This is a genomic window from Holospora elegans E1 (assembly GCF_000648275.1).
GTDB classification, from domain to species: Bacteria; Pseudomonadota; Alphaproteobacteria; order Holosporales; family Holosporaceae; genus Holospora; species Holospora undulata_A.
In genome coordinates this window covers 1-4994 of sequence record NZ_BAUP01000046.1, presented here as the reverse complement: position 1 = coordinate 4994, position 4994 = coordinate 1, and the positions used below count along the sequence as shown (strand labels likewise).

Here is a 4994-nt window from a genome sequence, read left to right as displayed (position 1 = left end):
AAAGAAACTGCATGGCTTCAAAATTCCATTATTTCAATTTACATGAGATCTAGAGAAATCTTTTATTAAAACATTAATTATTATTTCAGGAGGGGATTTCAATGCTGTTAAACATTTATTTTGACACTTTCAACACTTATGCCTCCCTAGCCCCCCAACCAGAGAAGAATGAACATGTGCGCAACAATCGATTTTTCGTCTCTGCCAAAGAGTTTTGCAAGAGTATGCTGCAATTTTTCGACCAAACCTGAGAACAACATCGCCAGAGATCTTGTCGAGCGTGTCAATGACTAATTTTAACGCATTAGTCCAACACTTTCAGTTTTATTTGGTATAAACACTTAAATGTCCTGGATTAAAGGGGGGGGGAGCTTGAAAAAAAATTGATCCTTACTTTTTTTTAAACTTTTCAAATTATCTTTTATGTAAGGTGAAAAAAAATATTTTTCTTTTCGTGAAAAAAATTTTGATAGTTTTGTTGTGTAATGTCAGCACTCCTTTTCAAGCAAAAGGGGCTGGATCTGAACTTATGTGTTGGATTCGTACAGCAGAAAAACAATTGTGCGACGACCCTCGCCAATGTCAACGATATCTTTCCCTTACTGCAAAAGGCAAAGCCGTGGTATTGCAAGAATTGCTCCGCCGCAGTGAAGACAGAAGAAGCGTATCCGAAATTCAGCTAATAAATTGGGTTTTAAAGCAATATCAATAAATGATTCCAAACAAGTTAATTAAAATAAAATCATGTATAAGAAATAAAAAAAATTGACTATGTTTTGAAAAAGACTCGTGATAAGAAATTCTCGTTCTGCCCTTAGCATTTCCAATCATAGATGCAAAAATAACGATCCTCTTTAAACGAGCACCCTGCGTGCAGGGTATAAAGTAAGAAAAATTACTTTCATCAAAACCCACAATTTTATGGAAGCCTTCTTTTTTTGACAATCTCTTGGGAAAAGGTAGCTCTTTTTTCTAAACAAGCTTTTTTAAAAGCGCTTAAAGACTGGAAAGATACCGTTTTTGCTTATCCCCAAGCATTTGACACGCTCATATGCATTTATCGAGATACTCTTCAAGCACCTTTTTTAATTTAAACGCATCCAAGTCTATTTTTATGGCAGGATCTTTACGTTTTAATTCGAGTTCAATTTTTTCAGCAAACAAAACGCGGTTGCAATACGTGTGTAACTTTTTTACCTCTGCCCACAAAACGCGACGTCTAAAATTGAGCAGAATCCCTCCCCATCTCCCTGTTTTTTCAATTTATACTAGTCTTTGACTACAATCTATAAAATTTTAATTTTATGGTACCGCACCATTTAAGGTGCAATACTTAAAGAACGTCTCAAAATAGGTTACCACGCGCTGTTTTGATCTATTGATCCAATTTCTTGATCGAGTTTTTGTTGATTGTCGACGACCAACTTTTTAACTTCCAAGAAAATTTCTTTTTCAAGAGCAGTATGGAATTCATTTATATTTATTTTTTTTACTGTTTCAAACATAAGAGGAGAAATTTTTTCTTGTATTTTTTCTGCCATTTCTTTAGTTACTTCTGAAACAATATTTTCAACTTTATCTCTTAATGCTTGAATTTTCGATTTTGCGACTTTTTTCTTAATAGATTGTACAATATCTTTTATTACCTTTTCTTCTTCTAATAACGTATTTTTTTTTACACTGTTCTCTTTCTCTAAATCTTTTATTTTGTTCTTAATGTCCTCTATATCATCTTTTTTTTCTGGGTTTTTCTCATCTTTTTTTTCTGGGATTATTTCTTCTTTTTTTTCTGGGATTATTTCTTCTTTTTTTTCTGGGATTATTTCTTCTTTTTTTTCTCCTAAAAATTCTTTTACTTTTTTATTTAACTCTTCTTCAGTAACAGAATCCCATTTTACTCCCTTAAAAAAATCCTTAGCTCTTTGTTCTTCTTGACCAGAATTTTCCTGCGATACGGGATCCTTTATGCCTTTTAATGCCGCACTAATTTTTTCATATATCGCTTCAATATTTTTGGCATCTTGTGGAACTTGTTCTTTCACCACTTTTGAAATCCAATCATTCTTTTCTTCTCCCTCTGCATAAAGACCTGAATTAATGGAAGCTAAAACCAACATACACAAAAAAATCCCATAGATTTTATTCATTTTTATTCCGAATTGTCCACTTTATGCTTTACAGTATAAATGAGAAAAAATAATTTAATCTTAAAAAATTCATCATTGAAGCTTTTAACTAGAGATACTTTTTGTTAGAATAGGTAAAGGAAGTCTTTTAAAAGTCTCTAAAAATGATTGTATGTAAATTTTTTGAATGTTCGAAGTGCTATTAAAAGCGGTTCTGTTCGGGGGATTCAGCGGTACAAATATAAAAAATGTGGAAAAATTTTCACGAGGTGTGCCTGAAAAAGACAAGCTCCAAGCCCTTGTTTTATACGCAAACAACCTTTCAATGAACCGAATTGCTCAGCTTTTTGGTGTCGGCGCCACCGCCGTTTTGAAGGGGGCGGGCACCTTATAATCAAGGCTATGCGCTAAAATTGAGACATCCCCAGAAGACAAAGGTAGTGTCAAGGAAATCTATCAATTTTTGCATTATTAAAAAAAGAAGCAAAAAATTTGGATTTTTAAAGCTTGGATTTCAAAGTCTAGGATGTGCTGGAAAACAGCTCATCGATTGGGAATTTGGTGATCACTCGGGTCAAACATTCAAACGACTTTTTGAACGATTAAAAAAATGGAAAATTTTATTTTATTGCGGAAATCATTGGGCAGGTTTTAATAAAATTATTCCAAGCCCCCCCCTCTTTCAGGGAAAAGATAAAACCCTTTCTATTGAACAAAATAACGCTCCACACCGCCATTGGTTTGCAAGATTTCGCCCCCCTTGCAAACACACGATCACTTGAAATTTTGGAGGGAACACTGCTTATTTTTGCAGTACTTCACGTTAATAAAATTTTGAAAATTCATCATGCTATCTTTGATTGAAGGTCTCACAATTTTGATGAGGCTGCCGTTTATTTAAGCTATTTGTTATACACCTATGATATAATTCTCCTTTTCTTAAAAATAGTCAGTATATGCTTATTTAGCAATGGGAATTGGCGTTATACTATGGAGTTAGCTAAATGAGAGTTTGCGAAGAATTCTATCACGAAATTTTTATTTTTATTTTGTACAATCCATAATATTCAATACAAACCATTGGTAAAATTATGAAATCACCTATTTTAAATGTTTTTTTAATTAGCATTATGTTCATAGAAAACTCTTTTGCAAATAATGGCTCAGAAAAAGATCCATCAAATAGACTCGCGAAAACAGAAGAAAGCCCACGCCTCTCCGAAATGGAAGAATCTTACTTGCAAGACTCTGAACTGAACGAAGATGGAATAGGAGAATCTGAAAATTTGGGGGAAAACAAAAGAAAAATAAAAGAGAATGAAAAATTTGAAAATTTTATAAAAAATTTACAAGACTCTTTAAAAATTTTATTTGCAAGTCCAAATTTAGACACTTTTCGACAAAGTTTTCTTGAATTAATCCACCAAAAAACAGATCTTCTTGATCAATTTGCTAATCTTCCTAAAAAAAACAGAGAAGATTTTCTGAAAGTTCTAAAAGTTTTAAAAGACAGCAAAATCGGAGATTCTGAATTTTTAAAAGAGATCGAGTTAGAGAAAAATGACTTCGATTACATTGTGGACATTCTTCGCCCCCTCTACTTTAAAATACGAAATTTCGCAGTAGCAAAGAACGCTCCATTAATTTGGAAACAATTACGAAAAGTTTTTTTGCGCTTCCTAAACAACGACTCAGCCCCCTCCCCCTCAAACAAACAAATGGAAATAGAAAAAGATTCACAAAACTCCGACATAAAAAAATTTAAAAGTTTTTTAGAAGGTTTGCGAGAATTTTCAAAAATTTGCCTCGAAACACCTCCCGACTTCAAACATCATGAGGAAAAATTTTTTGAGCTAATGCTAGAAAAACATAAATTTCTTGATCAATTTTCTAGTTTTTCTAAAAAAAATAAAAAAAATCTTCTTAAAACCCTGGAGGTCTTAAAACAGAACAAAGTTGGAGATATTAAGTTTTTAAACGATATCCATTTAGATAAAGACGATTTTAGTTACATTATGGGTATTTTTCAACCTTTAGATTTAAACATAAGCAGCAAAGAAATAAGGAATTCAATGTCATTAATCTGGAATAATTTTCAAAAAATTTTAAGGGACTGAGCAAATTCTTTAAATTATTCAAAAAAACGAAGCTTTTAACCATACTCCCCCTCACTTTTTTGAAGGGTCTTTAAAAGATCCGAAAGAGAGGCTATTTTATTAAAAATAAACAAAAATGTTTAATGCAAATTAACCTCTCATCCAGCGCAGAGACTTTTAAAACTTTCGTGCTTAGTATGATCGATCAGCGAAATGTTCAGCATCCTGCGCTGATCCACAAGATGAACCCTCCAGCTTCAATAAAATCCAAGCTTGAACGCGTCAGGCGTTTTTTTAAAAGGACAAGTAATTGATTCTGGACTCTTCTTAAAAGCATTAATATCAAGTATTTGGGAGCCAGTTCCTAAAATGCATTTAATGCTCGATGGCACCAATTGGAAGTTTGGAACGCAGAATATCAATTGCCTCGTACTAGCTGTTAAAGTTGGAAAGATTACATTTCCTTTGTTTTGAAGCATGCTTGATCACCAGGAAAATTCGCACACCCAAGCACGCATCAGTTTATTAAACCAATTTAAGGAAATCTTTGGGGGCGATAAAATTCTCTCCTTTTCAGCTGATCGCGAATTTGTGGGAAAAGATTGGATCACTTATTTGTGTGACTTATTTGTGTGACCATAAGATCCCTTTTTTTATCCGTATAAAAAATAATCAATTGGCCAATTTCGGCACTTCTAAAAAGCCTTTGAAGGATTTTTTTACTCACCTAAATACGGACGAAAGCCGCCATCTGTATAACATGCTTGATGAT

The 4994-nt window shown here is 33.0% G+C and carries 9 protein-coding genes; 8 read left to right on the top strand and 1 reads right to left on the bottom strand.

Features of this window, described 5'->3' with window-relative positions; genetic code table 11:
* Positions 1-454 precede the first annotated feature (454 nt).
* Both HE1_RS01335 and HE1_RS08630 read left to right on the top strand, forming a co-directional pair.
* A complete protein-coding gene (locus HE1_RS01335) occupies positions 455-712 on the top strand; it encodes a hypothetical protein (protein WP_035543887.1) in 258 nt (85 codons plus the stop codon).
* A gap of 226 nt (positions 713-938) precedes the next feature.
* Entirely contained in the window at positions 939-1094 is a 156-nt protein-coding gene (locus HE1_RS08630; protein WP_162531159.1) for a hypothetical protein, read from the top strand.
* Between the two features lie 261 nt (positions 1095-1355).
* Here HE1_RS08630 and HE1_RS01325 read toward each other — a convergent pair whose 3' ends face one another.
* On the bottom strand, positions 1356-2147 hold the full coding sequence (locus tag HE1_RS01325) for a hypothetical protein (protein ID WP_035543882.1): 792 nt from the start codon (positions 2145-2147) through the stop codon (positions 1356-1358).
* Positions 2148-2313: 166 nt separating this feature from the next.
* Between HE1_RS01325 and HE1_RS01320 the strand changes: the two genes are divergently transcribed.
* From HE1_RS01320 to HE1_RS08620, 6 genes are all read left to right on the top strand, one after another.
* Positions 2314-2520, top strand: coding sequence for a hypothetical protein (locus HE1_RS01320; protein WP_035543880.1), 207 nt, complete (start codon positions 2314-2316; stop codon positions 2518-2520).
* Positions 2521-2834: 314 nt separating this feature from the next.
* Positions 2835-2990 carry a hypothetical protein gene (locus HE1_RS09550; RefSeq protein ID WP_200863587.1) on the top strand — a complete coding sequence of 52 codons (156 nt, stop codon included), beginning with the start codon at positions 2835-2837 and terminating at the stop codon, positions 2988-2990.
* A 359-nt stretch (positions 2991-3349) separates the two neighbouring features.
* Positions 3350-4243 carry a hypothetical protein gene (locus tag HE1_RS01310; protein ID WP_162480137.1) on the top strand — a complete coding sequence of 298 codons (894 nt, stop codon included), beginning with the start codon at positions 3350-3352 and terminating at the stop codon, positions 4241-4243.
* Positions 4244-4365: 122 nt separating this feature from the next.
* The gene (locus HE1_RS08625) at positions 4366-4536 is read left to right on the top strand and encodes a hypothetical protein (RefSeq protein ID WP_162531157.1); all 171 of its coding nucleotides are present in this window, start codon (positions 4366-4368) and stop codon (positions 4534-4536) included.
* Entirely contained in the window at positions 4496-4696 is a 201-nt protein-coding gene (locus tag HE1_RS06340; RefSeq protein ID WP_052567178.1) for a hypothetical protein, read from the top strand. Before HE1_RS08625 ends, HE1_RS06340 begins: the two co-directional genes overlap by 41 nt.
* A gap of 3 nt (positions 4697-4699) precedes the next feature.
* Positions 4700-4858 (top strand): hypothetical protein, encoded by a 159-nt coding sequence (locus tag HE1_RS08620; protein ID WP_162531156.1) that lies wholly within the window; start codon positions 4700-4702, stop codon positions 4856-4858.
* Positions 4859-4994 lie beyond the last annotated feature (136 nt).

Excerpts from the sequence above, each read along its gene's own strand:
- HE1_RS08625 (WP_162531157.1), top strand. The coding sequence starts at position 4,366 with ATGCAAATTAACCTCTCATCCAGCGCAGAGACTTTTAAAACTTTCGTG.
- HE1_RS08620 (WP_162531156.1), top strand. The coding sequence starts at position 4,700 with ATGCTTGATCACCAGGAAAATTCGCACACCCAAGCACGCATCAGTTTA.
- HE1_RS01320 (WP_035543880.1), top strand. The coding sequence starts at position 2,314 with ATGTTCGAAGTGCTATTAAAAGCGGTTCTGTTCGGGGGATTCAGCGGT.
- HE1_RS01310 (WP_162480137.1), top strand. The coding sequence starts at position 3,350 with ATGGAAGAATCTTACTTGCAAGACTCTGAACTGAACGAAGATGGAATA.
- HE1_RS01325 (WP_035543882.1), bottom strand. The coding sequence starts at position 2,147 with ATGAATAAAATCTATGGGATTTTTTTGTGTATGTTGGTTTTAGCTTCC.